Source organism: Acidovorax sp. LjRoot74 (assembly GCF_964254355.1).
Lineage (GTDB): Bacteria > Pseudomonadota > Gammaproteobacteria > Burkholderiales > Burkholderiaceae_C > Acidovorax.
Map to the genome: position 1 here is coordinate 2,430,449 of NZ_CAXUTI020000001.1, position 20,376 is coordinate 2,450,824.

Consider the following 20,376-nt stretch of genomic DNA (forward strand, 5'->3'; position numbering starts at 1 on the left):
CATGCCCAACCGCTGAACCCTCAAAAACAAACACCATTTCAAGGAGACACAAACCATGATCGACAACTTTGCTGGCAAAACCGCCGTCCTCACTGGCGCAGGCTCGGGCTTTGGCCTGGAATGCGCGCGCATTGGCGCCCGCCTGGGCATGAACCTGGTGCTGGTCGATGTGCAGCAGGACGCGCTTGACGCCGCAGCCGCCGAGGCACAGGCCGCAGGTGTGCAGGTGCTGGCGCGCAAGGTGGACGTGTCGAACGCCGCCCAGATGGAGCAACTCGCCGCCGATGTACAGCAGCGCTTTGGCGCGCCGCATCTGGTCTTCAACAACGCAGGCGTGGGTGCGGGCGGCCTGGTGTGGGAGAACTCGGTCAAGGACTGGGAATGGGTGCTGGGCGTGAACCTGATGGGCGTGGTGCACGGCGTGCGCCTGTTCACGCCCATGATGCTGGCGGCTGCCAAGGCCGACCCGGCCTGGCGTGGCCACATCATCAACACCGCCAGCATGGCCGGGCTGCTGAATGCACCCAACATGGGCATCTACAACGTGAGCAAACATGCCGTGGTGGCACTGTCCGAAACGCTGCACCAGGATTTGTCGCTCGTCACCGATCAGGTCACGGCCAGCGTGTTGTGCCCGTTCTTCGTGCCCACCGGCATCAGCCAGAGCCACCGCAACCGCCCGGGCGACCTGCCCGCCGAGAAGCCCACCAAGAGCCAGCTCATCGGCCAGGCCATGAGCGACAAGGCCGTGGGCAGCGGCAAGGTGACTGCGGCCGAAGTGGCGCAGAAGGTGTTCGACGCCGCCGCCCAGGGCCAGTTCTACATCTACAGCCACCCCAAGGCCATTGCCTCGGTGCAGACGCGCATGGAAGACGTGATGCTGGGCCGCAACCCCACCGACCCGTTTGCAGGCAAGCCCGAGGTGGGTGCGCAGCTGCGTGCAGCTTTGAGGGCTGAATAGGCACCCTCCGCGCTATCCATATGCCTTTTTTGCTATTAAATATGTAGCTTATGCCAGTGCAGGCACCCACCCCCCTTGGAGAGCAGCATGCAGCCAGTGGCTACGCGCTGTTCCCCACGGCCATCGGCCACTGCGGCATAGCGTGGCAGGGCGCGCTGCTGGTGGGCGTGCAGCTGCCCGAGGACACGGGCGAGGCTCAGACACGCGCGCGCATGCAGCGCCGGTTTCCGCAACTGGCCGAATGCGCCATGCCGCCCCAGGTTGCTGCCTGGGCCGCGCGCGTGGTGGCCACGCTGCAGGGCGCGCGCGACGACCTGTGCGACGTGCCTCTGGCCCTTGATACCGTGCCGCCCTTCAACGCCCGCGTGTACGCACTGGCCCGCCGCATCCCGCCTGGCAAGACCATGACCTATGGCGAGATGGCGGCGCAACTGGGTGAGCCCGGCGCCGCCCGTGCCGTGGGCCAAGCCCTGGGCCACAACCCGTTTGCACCCGTGGTGCCCTGCCACCGCATCCTGGCCGCCAACGGCAAAACAGGTGGCTTCTCTGCCGGTGGCGGTGCGGCCACCAAGATGCGCATGCTCGACATCGAGGGCGCCTTTGCCCACGACACCCTGGCACTGTTTGCGCCCAGGGACTGACCTTGAACAGGCTCTCAGGCCCCGCAAGCGCGGGGGCTGGAGCAGGGAAGTTCCGTAGTTTCTGTCGTCTGGGGTGGGTGTTACATTCAAACGAAGGTCTTTGAAAGCGCCTGCCACTGCGGGGACCATGTGCGCCCCACGCGTCGGTGCAATGCTTTTGAGGCTTCAACGCCTTCCCTGCACCCAACGAAGACCCGACAAGGACACCAACGCATGTCACCAGAACGCGAGCGCCTCGCCCGCATGCTCTTTGACGAGTACATCGGGATGTACGCCGCACGCGACCAGCGGTTGCTGGACCGCTTCAGCGAGAACTTCAGCGGCTTTTCGGGCAGCAGCGACAAGCTGGTCAAGACCCGTGCCGACTGGATCGAGACCACGCGGCAGGATTTTCTGCAGGTGCCCCAGCCCATCGTGATCGAGATGCTGGACCTGTTCACCCAGGACCTGGGCGCGGACCTGCTGGCCGCCACTGCCTTCTTCCACATCCACCTGCCCATCCCCGATGCACTTTTTGCGCGGGAGACGGCGCGCAAGGTCGTGCTGTTCCGGCGCGAAGGGGGGCAGGGTGGCGGTGAGGGCGATTGGAAGATCGCACATGTGAGCGTCTCCATCCCCTTCGGCACAGCCCATGGCGACGAGGTCTACCCCATCGAAGAAGTGCGCCAGCGCAACCGCGAGCTGGAGGCGCTGGTGGCCGAGCGCACCCAGGCCCTGGCCCAGGTCAACCACCGCCTGGAGCTGCTGAGCAATACCGACGGCCTCACCGGCATTGCCAACCGCCGCCACTTCGACGACGCGCTCGCGCACGAATGGGCGCGCGCCCAGCGGGCCGCTGCGCCCCTCGGCCTCATCCTGCTGGATGTGGACGTGTTCAAGCACTTCAACGACCACTATGGCCACCTGGCCGGGGACGCCTGCCTGCGCGCCCTGGCCACCACGCTCGCCCAGGTGGGCGCACGGCGCGAGGGCGAGCTGGCCGCCCGTTTTGGCGGCGAAGAGTTTGTGGTGCTGCTGCCCGGCTCCGACCTGGGCGCCGCTGCCGAGGTGGCGCGCCATATTCAGGCAGCGATCCACCAACTGGCATTGCCCCACGAAGGCGCACCGCACGGCATCGTCACCGTGAGCTTTGGCGTGGCCAGCCTGCAGCCCCAGCGCGACCAGTTGCCCGAAGAACTGGTGCGCCGCGCCGACCGCGCCATGTACCGCGCCAAGCAGGGCGGGCGCAACCGGATCGAGCTGGCGACTGCCTGATGTCCTGGCACCTCTTCGCGCCTCTTTGCGTTCACTGAGTCGGCGCAAAAACTGTTCGGGCTGAGCCTGCTGAAGCCCTGCGCTGCATGTGGGGGCTCCAGCGCCAGTGCGCCGGTAGGTCCTATTGCAGCCCCAGCTTCACGATCCCTTCTGCGACCCCCCGCACCGTCAGCGGCGCACTGCCCTCTGCATGGTTGCTGATGGTCACCAGCGCGTTCTGCCCCCGGCCCGTGATACCCGCAATCACCGCTGCCAGCGCCGCCCGCGTTTCCAGGTCCGGGTGGTGCAGCCGGTCGTAGGGTTCATACAGCCGCTCGGCATCTTCATAGCCATAAGGGCCATGCACCGGGTTCAGGTTCCAGCGGCACACCAGGGGGCCGGGCCACAGCGCACGCAGCATGGGCAGCTGGGCCTGCAGGGGCGGCATCTTGGCGTGCAGGCCCAGGCAGTAGGTAGCGCCCGCCTCGCGCAGCACGGCGGCAAAGTCGGGGGTCAGCCATTCGGGGTCGCGCACCTCCACCGCAATCACGCCATCGGGGGCCATCGGCGCGAGGGCTGGCAAGGCGAGCAGCATGGTGCGCAGGCGCTCCAGCAGCGAGGGCATGCGGTCCAGCTGCGCTAGCGGCAGGGGGCTGAGCTGAAACACCAGCGCCCCCAGCTTGTGCCCCAGGCCCTGCAGCGCAGGCTCCACACATTCGCTGCGCGCCAGCTCGGGGCTGAGGAACGCCGGGTTGGACTGGCGGCCCCGGCCATCCTCGCTGCGCACCAGTGCGTCTGTCACCACACTCGGTGCCTTCACCACAAACCGGAAGTCATCGGGCACCTGGGACGCATAGCGCTCAAACTGGCTTGCCGTGAGCGGGCGGTAAAAGCTGCGGTCAATGCTCACCGTACGCATCAGCGGGTGCTGCGCATACACAGCCAGTCCTTGTTTGGAGAGCTGTGCGTCGGAGTGTTCCCCCTCCCACACGAGCCCTTTCCAGCCGGGGTAGGTCCACGACGACGTGCCCAGCCGCAGCCGCGTGGGCAGGGCGGCGGCCAGGGCCTTCAATGCCTCGTCGGCAGCGATGGGGGCCACCACGCCAGACCGCTTGCGCCGCGCGGGAGCCTCGGCCTCCGGGGTGGGTTTTGGGGTGGACGCCTGCGCCGCAACATCTCCCACAGGGGGCTTGGGCAGCGCGTCACTAAACAGGTCGTCTTGCATGCGCAGTCAGTCAATCAGTCCGTCGGGCGTGAGGCCGGTGGGGCGTCGTGTGGCCGATGCCTTTAGAAGCCGCCAAACAACCCTCCTTCGTCAAGCAGGTCAAACGTGATCTGCGGCTGCGCATCCATGCTCTTCTTGATCGCCGCCGGAATGGCCTGCCGCGTCTTGCGGCACAGCCCCGGCTGCTCATGCACGAGGATCGCAATGCCACGCAGGCTGCGCACCTCATGCGGGCTTTGGGTGATCGACAGGCGAATGCCCAGCTGCTGCTCCATGCGCTCCTGCATCCTGCGCAGGTCTGCCAGGCTGCCCAGGTTCTCCAGCCGCTCCAGCATCTTTTTCTCTTCGGTGCGCGTGAGCATCAGGATGCGCACGTCGCCGCCCGGCGTCTGCAGCAAAGCATCCCGGTCGCAGACGCAGGTGCCGGGGGGGCATTCGGTGCGGATGGGGAAGGGGGGGAGGGACATGGGGCGTGAAAGAGCGGCTGGCCATTTTATGAAGGGCCGAAAGCGCCGTGTTCCCCACCAACAAAAAAGGCTCCCGATGGGAGCCCAGTTTGCTTGGCCAGTGTGGGGAGTGGGTGCTTGTCCAAAACACCTCCCATGGCAGCAGCACCCGCACCGCGCGAAGTGCCACCGCCATGGGAAGTCCCGCAACTGTGTCAATTACATGGCGCTGAATTCGCCGTGGGGGATCTGGCCGGTGCGCACGGCTTCGGCAGCCTGGGCACGCACTGCAGCGCGGTCGGCGTTGGACTTGTAGGTCACCACGCGCGAGCCTGCGGGTTCCATGTTGTGGGTCTTGGCTTCCACTACGGCTTCGGCTTGCACTTCAGCGCGGGTGCGGTTGGTGTCGAACTTCAGGGCGAATTGCGAGCCATCGGCTTCGTCAGCGTGGGCACCAAAAGCGGCGAAAGCGGCAACAGCAGCGACGGAGAGGAAACGGGCGGTCTTGTTCATGATGAATATCCTTGAAAGTGAAAAAAGCGTCTCAAAAAAGCCGGGTCAAAAACCATTCCTGAACCGGTTCGGTGAGTCGCCTTGCGGGTTCGGCTCATCGATGGGTTGAACTGTACGCCGATGGTGTTTACGGAAAAACTGCCCGGTCGCGAACTAACTGTTCCAGTACTGAAAACAATCGGCAGGCCGCTTGCAGGTGGGCCGGGGAATGGCCAAACCGCCTGTGGCAAACTCCCGCGCTTCGCTTTTCCATCGTTTGACCGCGTCTCAGAGAGTCCGTCCCCCATGCAGCAGATCGTTCGGCAGTTGGCCGCAGAAATCAAAGTCAGTGAATCCCAGGTGCGCGCAGCGGTGGAGCTGCTGGACGGTGGCGCCACGGTGCCCTTCATCGCCCGCTACCGCAAGGAGGTGACAGGCGGGCTGGACGACATCCAGCTGCGGGAGCTGGAGGCGCGCCTGTCGTACCTGCGCGAACTGGAAGACCGCCGCGTGGCCGTGCTCAAGGCCATCGACGAGCAGGGCAAGCTGACCGATGCGCTGCGCGCCGCAATTGCGACCGCACCCACCAAGCAGGAGCTGGAAGACATCTACCTGCCCTTCAAGCAAAAGCGCCGCACCAAGGGCCAGATCGCCCGCGAGTTCGGCATCGAGCCGCTGGCCGACAAACTGTTTGCCGACCCCACGCTGGACCCCGCTGCAGAGGCCGCAGCGTTCACGAAACCGCCGGAAGTGCTGGACGACGGCAAGCCCGGTGCCGATTTCTCCACCGTGCCCGCCGTGCTCGACGGCGTGCGCGACATCCTGAGCGAGCGCTGGGCCGAAGACCCGGCCCTGGTGCAGAACCTGCGCGAGTGGCTCTGGGCAGAAGGCCTGCTGCGCAGCAAGAAGGTGGACAGTAAGAACGAGAATGACCCCGAGGTCTCCAAGTTTCGCGATTACTTTGACTACGACGAGCCTATTGGCCGCGTGCCGTCGCACCGCGCGCTGGCGGTGTTCCGGGGCCGTGGGCTGGAGATTCTGGAAGCCAAGCTGGTGCTGCCGGTGGAGCCCGAACCTGGCAAGCCCAGCGTTGCCGAAGGCAAGATCGCCCTGCACCTGGGCTGGAGCCATGCGGGCCGCAAGGCGGACGACCTGATCCGCAAGTGTGTGGCCTGGACCTGGCGCGTGAAGCTGAGCCTCTCGACCGAGCGCGACCTGTTCGCCCGCCTGCGCGACGATGCCGAGAAGGTGGCCATCAAGGTGTTTGCCGACAACCTGCGCGACCTGCTGCTGGCCGCGCCTGCCGGGCCGCGCGTGGTGATGGGCCTGGACCCCGGCATCCGCACTGGCGTAAAGGTGGCTGTGGTGGATGCCACCGGCAAGCTGGTGGAGACCGCCACGGTGTACCCGCACGAGCCCAAGCGTGACTGGGATGGATCGCTGTTCACGCTGGCCAAACTGGTGGAAAAACACGGCGTGAACCTGATCGCCATTGGCAACGGCACGGCCAGCCGCGAGACGGATAAACTGGCCGCTGACCTGATCAAGATGGCCGCCAAGGCCGAGCGCGCTATCGAGAAGGTGGTGGTGAGCGAGGCGGGCGCTTCGGTCTATTCCGCCAGCGAATACGCCAGCCAGGAGATGCCCGATGTGGACGTGAGCCTGCGCGGCGCCGCCTCCATCGCCCGCCGCCTGCAAGACCCGCTGGCCGAGCTGGTCAAGATCGACCCCAAGAGCATCGGCGTGGGCCAGTACCAGCACGATGTGAACCAGAGCGAGCTGGCCCGCACCTTGGGCACGGTGGTGGAAGACTGCGTGAACTCCGTGGGCGTGGACCTGAACACGGCCAGCGTGCCGCTTTTGAGCCGCGTTTCGGGCCTGTCCGGCAGCGTGGCCAAGGCCGTGGTGCGCTGGCGCGAGGCCAACGGCGCCTTCAAGAGCCGCAAGCAGCTGATGGACGTGGCCGGCCTGGGCGCCAAGACGTTTGAGCAGAGCGCGGGCTTTTTGCGCATCCGGGGCGGCGAGAACCCGCTCGACATGACCGGCGTGCACCCCGAGACCTACCCCGTGGTCGAGCAGATCATGGAAAAGACGGGCAAGCCGGTGGCCGAGATCATGGGCCGCGCCGACATGCTCAAGACCCTGAAGCCGGAGCTGTTTGCCAACGAGAAGTTTGGTGTGATCACCGTCAAGGACATCCTGGGCGAGCTGGAAAAGCCCGGCCGCGATCCGCGCCCGGACTTCAAGGTAGCACGCTTCAACGACGGCGTGGAAGACATCAAGGACCTGAAGGAAGGCATGGTGCTGGAGGGCACGGTGAGCAACGTGGCCCAGTTTGGCGCCTTTGTGGACCTGGGCGTGCACCAGGACGGCCTGGTGCACGTGAGCCAGCTGGCGCACAAGTTCGTGAACGACGCGCGCGAGGTGGTCAAGACCGGCGACATCGTCAAGGTCAAGGTCATGGAAGTGGATGTAGAGCGCAAGCGCATCGGCCTGTCGATGAAGCTGGACGCAGCGCCGCGCCAGCAGGGCGACCGAGGCGACCGGGGCCCGCGCGACAACCGTTTTGAAGGGGCAGGCCGGGGCTACGCCCAGCCGCCACGCCGCGCCAACGAGGCGGCCCAGCCGTCGGCCATGGCGTCGGCATTTGCGAAGTTGCAACAGGCCAAAGGCCGGTAACTGCGGGCTGGCGGATGGGCCCTGCCGGGGGCCATAATCGCCAGCACCCCATCACAACCGGTGCCCTGTCCCATGGAGTTGAACGCACTGCTGGCCCAACCTGTGGCACTGCCCAGCCTGCCGCGCGCCGTGGCGCTGCTGATGAGCGAGCTGGCCCAGAGCGAGCCCAGCCTGCGGCGCCTGAATCAGCTGTTTGGCACCGACCCGGCCCTGGCTGCGCGCCTGCTGGAGCTGGCCAATTCCCCCACCTTCCAGTTGCCGCGCCAGATTGCGGGCATCCCCGAGGCGTTGGCGCTGCTGGGCATCGCCCAGTTGCGCACCCTGGTGTCGTCAGCCCCGCTGGGCACCACCTCGCGGTCGGTGCCGGGCGTGAACATGCAGCAGTTCTGGCGCTACAGCCTCAACACCGCCAAGCTGGCCCGCTCGCTGGCCGGTATCGTGCACCAGAACCAGATTGCCGCTTACACAGCGGGCCTGCTGCATGCAGTGGGCGAGCTGGTGATTCACCTCGTCGATCCGGAAAAAGCCCAGTCGGTCAACACCCTGGTGGCGCCGTTCGACCTGCGCCGCGACAAGATCGAGCAGCGCATCTTTGGCTACAGCTACGGCCATGTCACAGCGGGCTGCGCGCGCCGCTGGCAGCTGCCCGAGGTGGTGATCGACGCCCTGCAGTACCAGAGCGCACCGTTTGACAACAAGGCCTACGAGCCCCTGGCGGGCGTGATCCACCTCGCCGCCTGGCGCGCCCGCGCCCGAGAGGCCGAGCTGAGCGAGAAAGAGCTGGCTGTGTCCTTCCCCGGCGAGGTGGGCCTGACGCTGGGCCTGGACATCGACATGGTGTTGCAGCAGGATCCCATCGACTGGACGGCCAAGCCGGAAGTGGCAGATTTTGTGGTCTGATTTTCTGGCCTTTGACAGGCTGGAGTACTCGCCGTCGTTTCTGCATGTGTCCTTCGGTGGCGGACGTTGCGTGGTTGAGGAAAGGGCTCTCACGCTCCTTCTGTGTCTATTTCAGAAAGAATTTTGATTTTGTGATTTTGAATATTGCATGCCGCAGGTTAAAGCACTGGACTTCTCGCTGCTTGAGTTCAATAAAGTATTCTTGCTGACCCGGGTAATATTTTGATGCGTGGATAAATTGAATAAAAAGAACGATGAATAGAATTTTGGGGTGGGATTTTCTTCGCGGCCTGTGCGCGCTGGCAGTGGGCGGATACCATCTGTCGATGTGGCTGGATCTTGGGTATTTCCACTCTTTTGGTAGCTATGGCGTCTACCTTTTTTTTGTGCTCTCTGGCGCTAGCTTGATGTATGCCTATGGGGGGCAGCTGGAGGACAGAAGGTTTGATTTCAAGAAATTTCTTCTGCTGCGTTATTTTAGACTGGCACCGCTATATATTCTTTTGATGCTGCTGGTCTTGCCGTGGAAAATAATCAAAGAAGGCGCAACGCTTGCATTGTTGAAAAAATTTCTCTTGAATGGATTTTTTGCTTTTGGATTTTTTGATCCTGCGTCCAGTTCGATGCTTGTTGGTGGGTGGTCGTTAGGTATTGAGGCGATATATTATTTGATGTTTCCTCTTCTGGGGTTCTTGGTTTTAAGGGGGAAGTGGTTTTTTGTGGTGTTTCCTGTTTTGCTTCTTGTGCAAATGTGGTGGGTGACCAGTACTATCGGATCACAGGGGGGGTATCAGGAAAATATCGTTGCACTTCACCAGCCACAAGCCTTTGTTGCATATTTTTTTGGTGGGTGTTTTCTTGGATTTTTGCGGCGCAAAGAAATAACTCCCTCTCTGCCCAATCAGATGGTGGTTGCGTTGGTTGCTGGTGGATTCTTTGCAATTGCTGCGATCAATCCCGCAGATGCAGGGGACGAGTTGCTGGGTGTGCGGGGTGTTGTCGGGTTTGTTGTGTGCTTTTTTCTGGTATGGCTCATCGGAGGGTTGAGGCTCGAAAACCGATTCGCAAAGGCAGCTGAGTTTTTGGGCGATGCCACCTATGGTCTTTACCTCATTCACCCAGTTGTTTTTTTTGGAGTGGCATGGGTGATTCTTCCGAGAGCAGGCTGGGGCGATCCCTTGTCCTGGAGCCAAGGCGCGCGCTGGGGGCTGGTCTTGTTGGTTTTGGCGATGGCTGTTGTGTTGGCTTTGCTGAGTGAGAGGTTTTTTGAAAAACCGATACGGAACAGGGCGAAAGCGCTCTTTGCCAAGTGATTCCTTGCGGAGTGATGGCTGAGTTTTTTGCCCATCTCAGCGGTCGTTGATTGGCTTGGTGTTTGCAATCGGTTGTCGTTCTGACGAGGCCCCTGCAGACGCCCGTCTGACTGCTGTTGTACGGGGGCTTTGCGACAATCACCCCCATGAAAGCACTGCGCATCCACGCCGGCCCCCGCGCCCGGCAACACCTTGAGCACCACGGCCTACAACCCGGCGATGTGGGCGTGATCCCTGCTGCGGCGGGAGGGCCCAAGGGGCTGATTCTGGGGCCGCTGGACCGGTTCATTTTTGGGCAATGGCTGCCGCAGTCGCAGCAACCCGTGCACCTGGTGGGCGCATCGATTGGCGCGTGGCGCATGGCCACGGCCTGCCTGCAGCAATCGGTGGCGGCGTTTGAGCGGCTGGAGCACGACTACATCCACCAGGACTACGAGTTGCCTCCGGGCAAGAAGCGCCCTACGGCGGCCCATGTGAGCGAGCGGTTTGGGCGTAACCTGGATGCGTTTTATGGCGGGCGGGTGGATGAGGTGCTGAGCCACCCGCGTTATCGTCTGCACATCATCACCTCGCGAGGACGGCACCTGCTGGGGCGCGAGCATGGCGTGGCAACGCCGCTGGGCTACCTGGGCGCTTTCCTGACCAACACCGTCCACCGCAAGGCCATGGGGGCCTGGCTGGAGCGGGTGGTGTTCTCGTCGTCGGGTGCGGAGTTGCCCTTTGCCACAACCGACTACCGCACCCGGCAGGTCGGTCTGAGTGCGGACAACTTCATGCAGGCCCTGCAGGCCAGTTGTTCGATTCCGTTTGTGTTGCAGGCGGTGCACAACATACCGGGGGCACCCCGGGGTGCGTACTGGGACGGCGGCATTACTGACTACCACCTGCATCTGGCCTATGGCAGGTTAGGCTCTGATGCTGCGAATTTGATAGCTGAAAAGGCAATGGGGGAGCGCGGAGACGGCCTAAAAACCTTGAAAGATGAGGAGGCGCAGGCCACGGACACGGCCTTGGAGGCAGCCCCGGGTTCTGCGGGCATCGTGCTGTATCCGCACTTTCAGCACCGGGTGGTGCCGGGTTGGCTGGACAAGGGCCTGAAGTGGCGCCACCGGGCCACGCCCGCGCTGGACAACATGGTGGTGCTGTCGCCCAACCCCGACTGGGTGCGTGCGCTGCCCAATGCCAAGCTGCCAGACCGCAATGACTTCACCCACTACGGCACCGACAGCCGCGCGCGCGCCAGGGCCTGGCTGGGCGCCACCAGCGCCAGCCAGCAACTGGCGGATGAATGGGCCGAGTGGCTGCAGCGGCCGGACATGGGGGCCGTGCATCCGCTGTAGGCGGGGTGGGCGTGGACTGAGCGCTTCGCTGACCAGGTCCTAGCGCATCAAGCCGACGCAGGGCGCCGCGTGGCTGCGTCCTGCACCGCCCGGGCGGCGTGGCGGGCCGCATGGTCGCGTGCCCAGTCCAGCACCTCGTGGGCGGGCATGGGCCGCGCAATGCCGTAGCCCTGTGCCCGCTCGCAGCCCAGTTCGAGCAGCCGGGCTGCGTGTTCGGCGGTCTCCACGCCTTCGGCCACCACATGGCGGTGGAAGGCGGCAGCCAGGGCCACGATGGCCTGGACCAGGGTGAGGTCGTCGCCGTCCTCCAGAATGCCGCGCACGAAGGACTGGTCGATCTTGATCGTCTCTGCGGGCAGGCGCTTGAGGTAGGAGAGCGATGAGTAGCCGGTGCCGAAGTCGTCTAGTGCAAACCGCACGCCCAGGGCCTGGCAGCTTTGCATCATGCTGCGCATGTACTGCATGTCTTCGAGCGCGGCAGATTCGAGGATCTCCAGCTCCAGCCGGGTGGGCGACACTTCAGGGCAGGTGTGCAGGATGTCCTGGAGGCGCGGCACGAAGTTGGGCCGGTGGAAGTGGGGCGCGGCGATGTTGACACTGACCTCCCATTGCATGCCCGCGTCGGTCCATTGCCGCATCTGGGCCAGGGCCTGGCGCAGCACCCATTCGCCCAGCTCGACCTGCAGGTCGGTGTCCTCCACCAGGGGCATCACATGCTGCGGGCCCAGCAGCCCTTCCTCGGGGTGTTGCCAGCGCAGCAGGGCCTCCAGCCCGATGATCTCGCCTGTGCGCAGGTTGACCTTGGGCTGGTAGTGCAGCACCAGCTCGCCCGCGTGCAGGGCCTGCGCCACGCGGGTCTGGCGCGTGTGCTGGGTCTGCACGGCATGGTCTTGCTGCACGTCGAACACATGCAGCTGGTTGCGGCCGAAGCTCTTGGCCTGGCACATGGCCTGGTCGGCGTGGCGCAGCAGGGTGTCGGGGCTGGCGTTGTCGTGCGGGAACACGGCCACACCGATGCTCACCGTGGTGTTCACGTCGCGGTTGTCGATGGCATAGGGCGCGGCCAGCTGCTGCATGAGCACGGCCAGGCGGGCTTCGATGGCCGGGACATCGGGCTGTTCGCCCAGCAGCAGCACGAATTCGTCGCCGCCCATGCGCGCCACGGCATCGCTGGGGGTGATGAAGGCCCCCAGGCGCCGGGCAGTTTCCTTGAGCAGGCGGTCGCCCACGCGGTTGCCAAAAGCGTCGTTCACGGCCTGGAAATGGTCCAGGTCCAGCATGCACACGGCCAGCAGCAGGCCCTTGTTGCGGGCCACGAACAGCGCGTGGGTGAGGCGTTCGGCCAGGGCTGTGCGGTTGTAGAGTCCGGTCAGCGGGTCGTGCCGGGCGTGCCAGGAGATCTGGTGGCGCAGGTTGCGGGCTTCGGTCACATCGCGGAACACCAGCACGCAGCCCACGGCCAGGCCGTTGTGCTGGCGGATGGGTGAGGCGGTGTATTCGATGGCGTAGCGTTCGCCCGAGCGGTGGATCAGCACCTCGTGTGTGGCCTGCTGCAGCGCACCGGGCAGGCTGTCGCGCTCGGCGGCCGTGCTGGCGTTGCGGCTGGCGGGTTCTTCATACAGGCGGAACACATCGTCCAGCTGCCGCCCCACGGCCTGCAGGGCGGTGAAGCCGGTCATGAGCTGTGCGGCCTCGTTGATGGTGTCGATGCGCCCTGCCAGGTCGGTGGTGATGACGCCGTCGCCAATCGAGGCCAGGGTGACTTCGGCGCGTTCTTTTTCGGCCTGCAGGGCCTCTTGGGCGCGCTTGCGCTCGGTCACGTCCACCAGGGTGCCGATGGTGCCCGCCAGCGCACCGCTGGTGCTGGTGAAGGGCGCTTCGTAGTACGCCATGTACAGCGGCGGCAGGAGGGTGGCGTGGACGGGGTGGATGGCCACCACGTTGTCCTGCGCATTGGCCACCTGGGCCGAGTGTTCGGGCGCCAGGGCTTCGGGCATGGGCGAGGCGTGGTGCGCGCCGGTCGGGTCCACCGGGGCCTGGAAGAGCCGCTGCCAGGCGCGGTTGGTGTCGCCGTAGGTGCCATCCGCATGGCGCACGAACACGGGCAGGGGCAGGGCGTCGATCAGTTGCCGCGTGAAATGCAATTGCTCGCTTTGCTGGCGCTGGGTTTCGTGCAGCGACAGCACCAGCGACTGGACCTTGCCCGCCATGTCGTTGAATGCCTTTGCCATGGCCCGGGATTCGAGGGTGCCGGTCACCTCCATGCGGGTGCCCAGGTAGCCCTGGCGGAAGGCATTGGTGGCCTCGGCCAGCCGTCGCAGCATGCGCGCATTGGCCCGCAGCAGCAGGGTGAGCAGAAACAGGATGGTGAAGATGTTGAGCGCCGAGATGCGAGCCTGGACGATCACCGTGCCCCAGACCCGGTCCACCAGCGGCTGGGTTTGCAGGGCGATGGTCAGCCGGCCCGGGGTGCCATCGGCCAGACGCTGCGCGGCCTGTTGCAGGGGCTGGGGGATGTTCAGCCAGCGGGCGAACCAGGCTGGGGCCGCCGGGGCGGTGGGGGCGGGGGCGTGCACTTCGGTGGCGGGCAACGCGGGCTGCTGGGCCGACTCTGAGGGCTCCCACCGGAGCGCCTGCACGCCGGGGCTCAGGTGGGTGATGCCATCGCGCAGGATGCCTGCAATGGCATCGGCATCCGGGGTGGGCGTGGTCGCCAGGCGCGGCAGGAGGTAGTCACTGGCGCGGCGCAGCTCGGCCGCCGCGTGGCGGTGGACTTCGCTGGTTTCGGCCTGCAGCAGGTAGTGGTAGCGCACGCCACTGACCAGCAGGATGATGAGCACAACGGGGACGTAGAGCCGGGGATACGTGCCCCGCAGAAGCCAGGTGCTGAGATTTGCAGTGCGCGTCATCGGCGGTGGCCCTCTCCCCCATCCCAGGTAATGAATCGTTAATTAATGGTGAACCGGAGCGAGTCTAGCCGCTGGGGCTGCGCGGCCTGCCTTTTGATCGAAGCTTGGTGGGGGAGTGTGGCAAAGTTGTGACATTTTGTAATGATCAACACCGTGCCACCGGTGCCATAGCCCGCGCGTGGGTCGGAAGACCGGCGGCGGGCGATGCGCGATGCCGTCAGAGCGACTGCGCCAGCATGTCGCGGTATTCCTCGGGCGTGGCGATGCGCGGGTTGGTCTTGTGGCAGTGGTCGGCCATGGCGCCCTTGATGATGTCGTCGAACATGCTTTCGGTCACCCCCATGGCGGCCAGGCCCGTGGGCAGGCCCAGGCGGGCGTTCATGTCGCGGATGGCTTCGGGGATGTCGCCTGCGCTGGCCAAGCCCATGGCGTGGGCCATGCGCTCCAGGCGCTTTTCCTTCTGCACCGACTCCGCCTGCGCGTTGAAGCGCACCACGGCGGGCAAAAACATGGCGTTGAGCGTGCCGTGGTGCAGGCGCGGGTTCACGCCGCCCAGGCTGTGGCTGAGCGAATGCACGGCGCCCAGGCCCTTCTGGAAGGCCATCGCGCCCTGCATGCTGGCGCTCATCATGTGCAGGCGTGCGTCGCGGTCGCTGCCGTTTGTGGTGGCCTGCGCGATGTTCGCCCAGCCGCGTGTGAGGCCGTCCAGCGCAATGCCGTCGGCGGGCGGGTTGAACGCGGCGGACATGAAGGTTTCCATGCAGTGCGCGATCGCGTCCATGCCGGTGGCCGCCGTGAGCATGGGGGGCAGGCCAAGCGTGAGTTCCGGGTCGCAGATGGCGGTCTTGGGCACCAGGTTCCACGAGTGAAAACCGAGCTTGCGGTGGTCATCTACGATGATGATGGCGCCGCGCGCCACCTCGCTGCCGGTGCCGCTGGTGGTGGGCACGGCAATCAGCGGCGCAGCGCGGTCGGTGATGCGCGGCGAGCCGCCTTCGATGGTGGCGTAGTGGGTGAGGGGGCCTTCGTGCGTGGCGGCAATCGCGATGCCCTTGGCGCAGTCGATGGCCGAGCCACCACCCACGGCAATCAGGCCATCGCAGCCCTGGGCCTTGTACATGTCCACGGCGGCGCGCACAGCGGCTTCTGTGGGGTTGGAAGGGGTCTGGTCAAACACGGCCACCGACATGCCGGGCAGCGCATCCAGCGCCTTTTGCAGCACGCCTGCGGCCTTCACGCCAGGGTCCGTCACGATCAGCGGGCGGGTGATGCCCACACGCTCGCACTCTTGTTTCAGCAGCTGGACGGCGCCGAATTCAAACTGGATCTGGGTGACGTAGTAGATGAAAGCCATGGTGCAACAGGATGTGTGAATGGGAGTGCCAGCGATTACGATAGCTCGCCAGCCTTTGATACAGGTTTCAAACCCACTTTATAAGGAGGAGACACGCGTGAAAACGAAGCAAACCCTGATGGCGGCCCTGGTGGTCGTCGCATCTGTGACAACCGCCCAGGCCCAGTGCCTGACCGATGCGCAGGCTGCCGACCTGGTGGCCAACTACGTGGCCAAGACCCCTGCCGCCAATCCTGAGAACCTGTCTGACGCCGATGGCGCCTGCACGCGCGGCAAGGTCAACGCCTTGCTGGCCCAGCGCATGGGCAAGGTGATTGGCTACAAGGCCGGCCTGACCAACCCCGCCGTGCAAAAGCGCTTCAATACCGACAAGCCCGTGTGGGGCAAGCTCTATGAAGGCATGGTGCTGCCCAGTGGCGCCACGGTGGACCCCGCATTTGGTGCCCGCCCGCTCTACGAGGCCGACATGCTGGTGCGCGTGAAAAGTGCGGCCATCAACCAGGCCAAAACCCCCATGGACGTGCTGGACGCCGTGGACCAGATCATTCCGTTCATCGAGCTGCCCGACCTGATGGTGCAGGCCCCGCCCAAGCTCAACGGCGCAGGCGTGACCGCCATCAATGTGGGCGCGCGTCTGGGTGTGGCCGGTGCACCCATTGCGGTGCCTGTGTACCGGGCCGAACGTTTTGCGATGCTGAAGGCCCTGGCTGACATGAACGTGTCGTTGACCGATGGCACCGGCGCGCGCCTGGGTGGCGGCAAGGGCAGCGACATCCTGGACCACCCGCTCAATGCGGTGGTGTGGCTGGCAGGTGCGCTGGCGCAGGAGGGCCTGGCCATGCAGCCGGGTGATCTGATCAGCCTGGGTTCGTTCTCTGCGTTGCTGCCGCCCAAGGCTGGTTTGTCGGTGACGGCCACCTACGACGGCCTGCCCGGCGCTGCGCCCGTGCGTGTGACCTTCAAGTAAGCCCTTCCCCATGGCCCGCCGCTGCGCGGGCCATTGTTTGTCTTTCTGCCATCGAGACCCCGACCGTTGACCGACCTGCACATCCACCACACCCGCCTGACCCCGCAGATGCGCAGCGTGCTTGAACGCATGGCGCGCGCCGGGCACCCGCCGCTGCACACGCGCACGCCGCAAGAGGCACGCATTGCCTACCAGGCGGGCGCGGACGTGCTGGAGGTGCCCAAAGCCGCGTTGGCGCGGGTGGAGGACCTGCAGATCCCCACCCGCGATGGTGTGATGCTGCCCGCGCGGCTGTATGCGCCCAGCACCGACAAGGGGCTGCCCGTGCTGCTGTACACGCACGGCGGGGGCTTCACCATCGGCAACATCGCCACGCATGACATCCTGTGCCGCGAGTTGGCACGTCTGGCCGGTTGCATGGTGGTCTCGCTGGACTACCGGCTGGCACCGGAGCACCGCTTTCCCACGGCCAGCAATGACGCCTGGGATGCCTTGCAATGGCTCGCTGCCAACGCCGAGGGCCTGGGCGCTGACCCCCAGCGCCTGGCCGTGGGTGGTGACAGCGCGGGGGGCACGCTGGCTGCAGTCAACGCCATCCTGGCGCGCGATGCAGGCCTGCCTCTGGCGCTGCAGCTGCTGATCTACCCCGGCTGCGCGGCGCATCAGGACACGCCTTCGCACGCCACCTTTGCGCGCGGCCTGGTGCTGGAAGAGCCCGCCATCAGCTGGTTCTTTGGCCACTACGTGACCACGCGCGAGGAGCGTGAGGACTGGCGTTTTGCCCCGCAGCTGGCGCCGGATGTGGAAGGCGTGGCACCCGCGTGGATCGGCCTGGCCGAATGCGACCCGCTGGTGGACGAAGGCGTTGACTATGCCGACAAGCTGCGCCTTGCGGGTGTGCCGGTGGACCTGGACATCTACCGGGGCGTGACCCACGAATTCATCAAGATGGGCCGCGCCATTCCCGAGGCGCGCAAGGCCCACGCCGACGCAGCCCGTGCGCTGCGGCTGGCTTTTCACCTGGAGTAAATAGACCCATGCAACGCAGTGATTTCCGTTGTTTCCACCGCCTGCGCGTGCGCTGGGCCGAGGTGGACATGCAAAAGATCGTGTTCAACGCGCACTACCTCATGTATGTCGATACCGCCATGTCCGAGTACTGGCGTGCGCTGGCGCTGCCGTACGAGGCGAGCATGCTGGCGCTGGGCGGCGAGATGTATGTGAAGAAGGCCACGGTGGAGTACCACGCCTCGGCGCGACTGGATGACACGCTGGATGTGGGTCTGCAGTGCACGCGCATTGGTAACTCGTCGTGCCTGTTCACGGCGGGCATTTTCTGTGGCGACCGGCTGCTGATTTCGGCCGAACTGGTCTATGTGTTTGCCGACCCGGCCGCGCAGACCTCCCGCCCCGTGCCGCCCGCACTGCGCGCGATCTTTGAAGGCTTTGAAGCAGGCGCCGAGATGGCCGAGGTGCGCACCGGCGACTGGAACACCCTGGGCCGCGATGCAGGCCGCGTGCGCACCGATGTGTTTGTGCACGAGCAGGGCATCCCGGCCGAGGTCGAGGCCGACATGCACGACATCTCGGCGCGCCACGCCGTGCTGTACAACCGGCTGGGCATGCCCATTGCCGCAGGCCGCCTGCTGCAGCAGTCGCCCGGCGTGGGCCGCATCGGCCGCATGGCGGTGGACCGGTCCGTGCGCGGTGCGCAGTGGGGCCGCCAATTGTTGGATGCGCTGGTGGACGCTGCGCGTGCCCGGGGCGATGCCGAGGTGCAACTGCACGCCCAGAGCAGTGCCGAGGGCTTCTACCGCCGGGCGGGGTTCACCGTGGTGGGCGAGCCGTACGAAGAAGCGGGCATTGCGCACATTGCGATGGCGCGGCGCCTATAGGCAGTGGCAGTTGATTGCTATTGAAAAGTGAGCTGCTTGCGCATGGTGGGCGCGCGCAAAAGCCCATTTTTGTTCAAATATCTTCAAGCAAAGGGTAGGGCAGGGGCTGCAGCGACAGGGCCACGCCGCCTTCTGCGCCCACCTGCAGTGCGCCCTCTTGGGCGGCGCTGATCTGCAGCGACACGATGGCAGCAAAGCCACCGCCTGGCGCGGCGGCCACCTGCACCACGGTGCCGCAGGGTTGCTCCAGGTCGCTGGTGCTGAACACCTCGGCCCCCACCGCCACCTCGGCTGCCGCGTGGGCAATGTAGGCACGGCGCTTGAGCGTGCCCCGGAACTGGCTGCGGGCCACCACTTCCTGGCCGGGATAGCAGCCCTTCTTGAAGTTCACGCCACCCACCGATTCGTAGTTGAGCATCTGGGGCACAAAGGCTTCGACCACGGGCGTGGTCAGCGTGGCGACGCCGCTCTGGATTTCGCTCCAGAGCCACAGGGCCGTGTCCAGCACGGGGCCTTCGGGGGCCGGGTCTGATGCCGGGGCCACCCACAGTGCGCGGGGCTGGCCGCCGGCCGGATACAGGTGGACCAGCGACGCACCGCCCGCGTCCGCCTTGGCCCAGGCGGGCTGCCCGCCTGCGGGGACGGAGCCTCCTGCCAGGCCGTACAGCGCAAAGTCACCGGTGGCATCTGTCAACTTGGCCTTGGCGCGCAGCACAAACATCGACAGGCGCTTGAGCGTGGGTGGCAACAGGTCGCGGCTGCAGACCAGCAGCACCTCGGTGGCGCTGCGCTTGAAGCCGATGAAGCTGGCCTGCATGCGGCCCTTGGCCGACAAAAAGGCCGCAAGGCGGGCCTGGTCCATGCCCAGCAGGGCGAAATCCTGGGTGAGCTGGCCGTGCAGAAACTTGGCGGCGTCTTCGCCTTCCACGCGAATCACGCCGAGGTGGGACAGGGGGGCAATGCCATTCAAGGGGTAGGTCATCGCTGAATTATGATGCCCTGATTCATACATATTGGTAGCAGGGTTGTGCGACGTTTACTGGCTTTGATCGTGTTGGTGGGGATCGCACTGGGCGGCGCTGCCTATTGGTGGCTGCACCAGCCGCTGGACCTGGGACCCGAGCCGCTGGAGCTGGCCATCGAGCCCGGCACCACGCCGCGCGGCGTGGCCCGCGATGTGGTGGCGGCTGGGGTGAAGACGGATGCGCGCCTGCTCTACGCCTGGTTCCGTGTCTCAGGGCAAGACCGCGCCATCAAGGCGGGCAACTACGAAATCCCGCCCGGCACCACGCCCATCAGCCTGCTGCAAAAGCTGGCCCGGGGCGAAGAGGCGCTGCGCGCGCTCACCCTGGTCGAAGGCTGGAACTGGCGCCAAGTGCGCCAGGCGCTGGCCAAGGAAGAGCAGCTCAAGCGCGACTCCGCCACCCTGTCCGACGAAGCGCTGATGGCCCAACTGGGCCGCCCCGGCGTGGCGCCCGAGGGGCGGTTCTTCCCGGATACCTACACCTACGCCAAAGGCTCCAGCGACATTGCCTTGCTGCGCCGGGCGATGCATGCCATGGACCGCCGCCTCGAAGCCGCCTGGGCGCAGCGTGCGGCCGACACGCCGCTGAAATCGGCGGACGAAGCACTGATCCTGGCCAGCATCGTTGAAAAAGAAACTGGCAAGGCCAGCGACCGGGGCCAGATTGCGGGCGTGTTTGTCAATCGCCTGCGCGTGGGCATGCTGCTGCAGACCGATCCCACGGTGATCTACGGCCTGGGTGAGAAGTTTGATGGCAACCTGCGCAAGCGCGACCTGCAGACCGACACCCCCTGGAACACCTACACCCGCGCGGGCCTGCCGCCCACGCCCATCGCCATGCCTGGCAAGGCGGCGTTGCTGGCCGCCGTGCAGCCGCAGGCCACACGCGCGTTGTACTTTGTCGCCAAAGGCGATGGCAGCAGCCACTTCAGCGCCTCGCTGGAGGAGCACAACCGCGCCGTCAACCGCTACCAGCGCGGGCAGCAGTAATCCGATG

The 20,376-nt window shown here is 65.4% G+C and carries 17 protein-coding genes; 11 read left to right on the forward strand and 6 right to left on the reverse strand.

Going from position 1 to position 20,376, the window contains the following annotated elements; translation table 11 throughout:
- Nucleotides 1-55: 55 nt before the first annotated feature.
- The 3 genes from ACSQ3O_RS11380 to ACSQ3O_RS11390 all read left to right on the forward strand — a co-directional run bounded on the left by ACSQ3O_RS11380 (nucleotide 56) and on the right by ACSQ3O_RS11390 (nucleotide 2,856).
- On the forward strand, nucleotides 56-961 hold the full coding sequence (locus ACSQ3O_RS11380) for an SDR family oxidoreductase (protein ID WP_436138943.1): 906 nt from the start codon (nucleotides 56-58) through the stop codon (nucleotides 959-961).
- Nucleotides 962-1,011: 50 nt separating this feature from the next.
- Nucleotides 1,012-1,602 carry a methylated-DNA--[protein]-cysteine S-methyltransferase gene (locus ACSQ3O_RS11385; RefSeq protein WP_137746550.1) on the forward strand — a complete coding sequence of 197 codons (591 nt, stop codon included), beginning with the start codon at nucleotides 1,012-1,014 and terminating at the stop codon, nucleotides 1,600-1,602.
- A 213-nt stretch (nucleotides 1,603-1,815) separates the two neighbouring features.
- Entirely contained in the window at nucleotides 1,816-2,856 is a 1,041-nt protein-coding gene (locus ACSQ3O_RS11390) for a diguanylate cyclase domain-containing protein (RefSeq protein ID WP_436138944.1), read from the forward strand.
- Between the two features lie 121 nt (nucleotides 2,857-2,977).
- On the opposite strand, the gene ACSQ3O_RS11395 is transcribed toward ACSQ3O_RS11390, so the two are convergent.
- From ACSQ3O_RS11395 to ACSQ3O_RS11405, 3 genes are all read right to left on the reverse strand, one after another.
- Nucleotides 2,978-4,060, reverse strand: a complete 1,083-nt coding sequence (locus ACSQ3O_RS11395; RefSeq protein WP_436138945.1) for a DUF72 domain-containing protein — start codon at nucleotides 4,058-4,060, stop codon at nucleotides 2,978-2,980.
- Between the two features lie 62 nt (nucleotides 4,061-4,122).
- Nucleotides 4,123-4,527 carry a hypothetical protein gene (locus ACSQ3O_RS11400; RefSeq protein WP_137746552.1) on the reverse strand — a complete coding sequence of 135 codons (405 nt, stop codon included), beginning with the start codon at nucleotides 4,525-4,527 and terminating at the stop codon, nucleotides 4,123-4,125.
- Between the two features lie 198 nt (nucleotides 4,528-4,725).
- Nucleotides 4,726-5,019, reverse strand: coding sequence for a DUF4148 domain-containing protein (locus tag ACSQ3O_RS11405; RefSeq protein ID WP_260669033.1), 294 nt, complete (start codon nucleotides 5,017-5,019; stop codon nucleotides 4,726-4,728).
- Nucleotides 5,020-5,304: 285 nt separating this feature from the next.
- Between ACSQ3O_RS11405 and ACSQ3O_RS11410 the strand changes: the two genes are divergently transcribed.
- The 4 genes from ACSQ3O_RS11410 (at nucleotide 5,305) to ACSQ3O_RS11425 (ending at nucleotide 11,230) form a co-directional block, all read left to right on the forward strand.
- The gene (locus ACSQ3O_RS11410; protein WP_436138946.1) at nucleotides 5,305-7,677 is read left to right on the forward strand and encodes a Tex family protein; all 2,373 of its coding nucleotides are present in this window, start codon (nucleotides 5,305-5,307) and stop codon (nucleotides 7,675-7,677) included.
- 72 nt (nucleotides 7,678-7,749) lie between these two features.
- Nucleotides 7,750-8,577, forward strand: a complete 828-nt coding sequence (locus tag ACSQ3O_RS11415) for an HDOD domain-containing protein (protein WP_436138947.1) — start codon at nucleotides 7,750-7,752, stop codon at nucleotides 8,575-8,577.
- Between the two features lie 254 nt (nucleotides 8,578-8,831).
- A complete protein-coding gene (locus tag ACSQ3O_RS11420; RefSeq protein WP_436138948.1) occupies nucleotides 8,832-9,890 on the forward strand; it encodes an acyltransferase family protein in 1,059 nt (352 codons plus the stop codon).
- Nucleotides 9,891-10,036: 146 nt separating this feature from the next.
- Complete coding sequence (locus tag ACSQ3O_RS11425) at nucleotides 10,037-11,230, forward strand: patatin-like phospholipase family protein (protein ID WP_436138949.1); 1,194 nt, start codon at nucleotides 10,037-10,039, stop codon at nucleotides 11,228-11,230.
- A gap of 47 nt (nucleotides 11,231-11,277) precedes the next feature.
- Here the strand turns inward: ACSQ3O_RS11425 and ACSQ3O_RS11430 are convergent, their stop codons facing one another.
- Together ACSQ3O_RS11430 and ACSQ3O_RS11435 are read right to left on the reverse strand one after the other, a co-directional pair.
- Nucleotides 11,278-14,139: a bifunctional diguanylate cyclase/phosphodiesterase gene (locus ACSQ3O_RS11430; RefSeq protein WP_436138950.1), complete on the reverse strand. Its 2,862-nt coding sequence runs from the start codon at nucleotides 14,137-14,139 to the stop codon at nucleotides 11,278-11,280.
- A gap of 217 nt (nucleotides 14,140-14,356) precedes the next feature.
- On the reverse strand, nucleotides 14,357-15,493 hold the full coding sequence (locus tag ACSQ3O_RS11435; RefSeq protein ID WP_436138951.1) for an iron-containing alcohol dehydrogenase: 1,137 nt from the start codon (nucleotides 15,491-15,493) through the stop codon (nucleotides 14,357-14,359).
- A gap of 97 nt (nucleotides 15,494-15,590) precedes the next feature.
- Between ACSQ3O_RS11435 and ACSQ3O_RS11440 the strand changes: the two genes are divergently transcribed.
- From ACSQ3O_RS11440 to ACSQ3O_RS11450, 3 genes are all read left to right on the forward strand, one after another.
- Complete coding sequence (locus ACSQ3O_RS11440; protein ID WP_436138952.1) at nucleotides 15,591-16,460, forward strand: 2-keto-4-pentenoate hydratase; 870 nt, start codon at nucleotides 15,591-15,593, stop codon at nucleotides 16,458-16,460.
- A gap of 66 nt (nucleotides 16,461-16,526) precedes the next feature.
- Nucleotides 16,527-17,489, forward strand: coding sequence for an alpha/beta hydrolase (locus ACSQ3O_RS11445; RefSeq protein ID WP_436138953.1), 963 nt, complete (start codon nucleotides 16,527-16,529; stop codon nucleotides 17,487-17,489).
- A gap of 8 nt (nucleotides 17,490-17,497) precedes the next feature.
- Nucleotides 17,498-18,355 (forward strand): YbgC/FadM family acyl-CoA thioesterase, encoded by an 858-nt coding sequence (locus ACSQ3O_RS11450; protein WP_436138954.1) that lies wholly within the window; start codon nucleotides 17,498-17,500, stop codon nucleotides 18,353-18,355.
- Nucleotides 18,356-18,428: 73 nt separating this feature from the next.
- Here the strand turns inward: ACSQ3O_RS11450 and ygfZ are convergent, their stop codons facing one another.
- Complete coding sequence (gene ygfZ / locus ACSQ3O_RS11455) at nucleotides 18,429-19,337, reverse strand: CAF17-like 4Fe-4S cluster assembly/insertion protein YgfZ (protein ID WP_436138955.1); 909 nt, start codon at nucleotides 19,335-19,337, stop codon at nucleotides 18,429-18,431.
- A 45-nt stretch (nucleotides 19,338-19,382) separates the two neighbouring features.
- On the opposite strand from ygfZ, the gene mltG reads away from it, so the two are divergent.
- Nucleotides 19,383-20,369: an endolytic transglycosylase MltG gene (gene mltG, locus ACSQ3O_RS11460; RefSeq protein WP_436138956.1), complete on the forward strand. Its 987-nt coding sequence runs from the start codon at nucleotides 19,383-19,385 to the stop codon at nucleotides 20,367-20,369.
- Nucleotides 20,370-20,376: the final 7 nt, after the last annotated feature.

Coding starts and splice junctions, on each gene's coding strand:
- ACSQ3O_RS11435 (WP_436138951.1), bottom strand. CDS start 15,493: ATGGCTTTCATCTACTACGTCACCCAGATCCAGTTTGAATTCGGCGCC.
- ACSQ3O_RS11385 (WP_137746550.1), top strand. CDS start 1,012: ATGCCAGTGCAGGCACCCACCCCCCTTGGAGAGCAGCATGCAGCCAGT.
- ACSQ3O_RS11405 (WP_260669033.1), bottom strand. CDS start 5,019: ATGAACAAGACCGCCCGTTTCCTCTCCGTCGCTGCTGTTGCCGCTTTC.
- ACSQ3O_RS11420 (WP_436138948.1), top strand. CDS start 8,832: ATGAATAGAATTTTGGGGTGGGATTTTCTTCGCGGCCTGTGCGCGCTG.
- ACSQ3O_RS11390 (WP_436138944.1), top strand. CDS start 1,816: ATGTCACCAGAACGCGAGCGCCTCGCCCGCATGCTCTTTGACGAGTAC.
- ACSQ3O_RS11380 (WP_436138943.1), top strand. CDS start 56: ATGATCGACAACTTTGCTGGCAAAACCGCCGTCCTCACTGGCGCAGGC.
- ACSQ3O_RS11425 (WP_436138949.1), top strand. CDS start 10,037: ATGAAAGCACTGCGCATCCACGCCGGCCCCCGCGCCCGGCAACACCTT.
- ACSQ3O_RS11450 (WP_436138954.1), top strand. CDS start 17,498: ATGCAACGCAGTGATTTCCGTTGTTTCCACCGCCTGCGCGTGCGCTGG.
- ygfZ (WP_436138955.1), bottom strand. CDS start 19,337: ATGACCTACCCCTTGAATGGCATTGCCCCCCTGTCCCACCTCGGCGTG.
- ACSQ3O_RS11410 (WP_436138946.1), top strand. CDS start 5,305: ATGCAGCAGATCGTTCGGCAGTTGGCCGCAGAAATCAAAGTCAGTGAA.
- ACSQ3O_RS11400 (WP_137746552.1), bottom strand. CDS start 4,527: ATGTCCCTCCCCCCCTTCCCCATCCGCACCGAATGCCCCCCCGGCACC.
- ACSQ3O_RS11395 (WP_436138945.1), bottom strand. CDS start 4,060: ATGCAAGACGACCTGTTTAGTGACGCGCTGCCCAAGCCCCCTGTGGGA.
- ACSQ3O_RS11430 (WP_436138950.1), bottom strand. CDS start 14,139: ATGACGCGCACTGCAAATCTCAGCACCTGGCTTCTGCGGGGCACGTAT.
- ACSQ3O_RS11415 (WP_436138947.1), top strand. CDS start 7,750: ATGGAGTTGAACGCACTGCTGGCCCAACCTGTGGCACTGCCCAGCCTG.